This window comes from Mesorhizobium sp. Arg314 (assembly GCF_053714275.1).
The window spans coordinates 1-271 of record NZ_JBSKBP010000345.1 but is presented as its reverse complement, the minus strand read 5'-3'; the positions used below and the strand labels follow the sequence as shown (position 1 = coordinate 271).

General features: G+C 60.5%; 1 pseudogene. It reads left to right on the top strand.

Annotated features, from left to right (window positions below):
- Positions 1-271 (top strand): annotated as a pseudogene (locus tag ACWGS9_RS35790) (hypothetical protein); the annotation flags it as partial.

Sequence of the window (271 nt, the reverse complement as noted above, 5' to 3'; positions counted from 1 at the left end):
CTACCGAATCCCAGTTGCGCGAGAAGTTGCGGAAGATCGAGGCCCTTTTCGTGGGTGCTGGAACGGCCGGCGAGCGGTTCGCGGCGGAAGCGGCGCTGGAACGTGTGCGGGAGCGTTTGACGGAACTTGGGCGGCAAGATCCCTCAATTGAGATGCAATTCTCGATGCCGGATCAATGGTCGCGCCATCTGTTCCTCGCCTTGTGCCGGCGTTATGGCATGAAGCCCTATCGCTATTATCGGCAACGGCGCAACACGGTCATGGTTCGCGC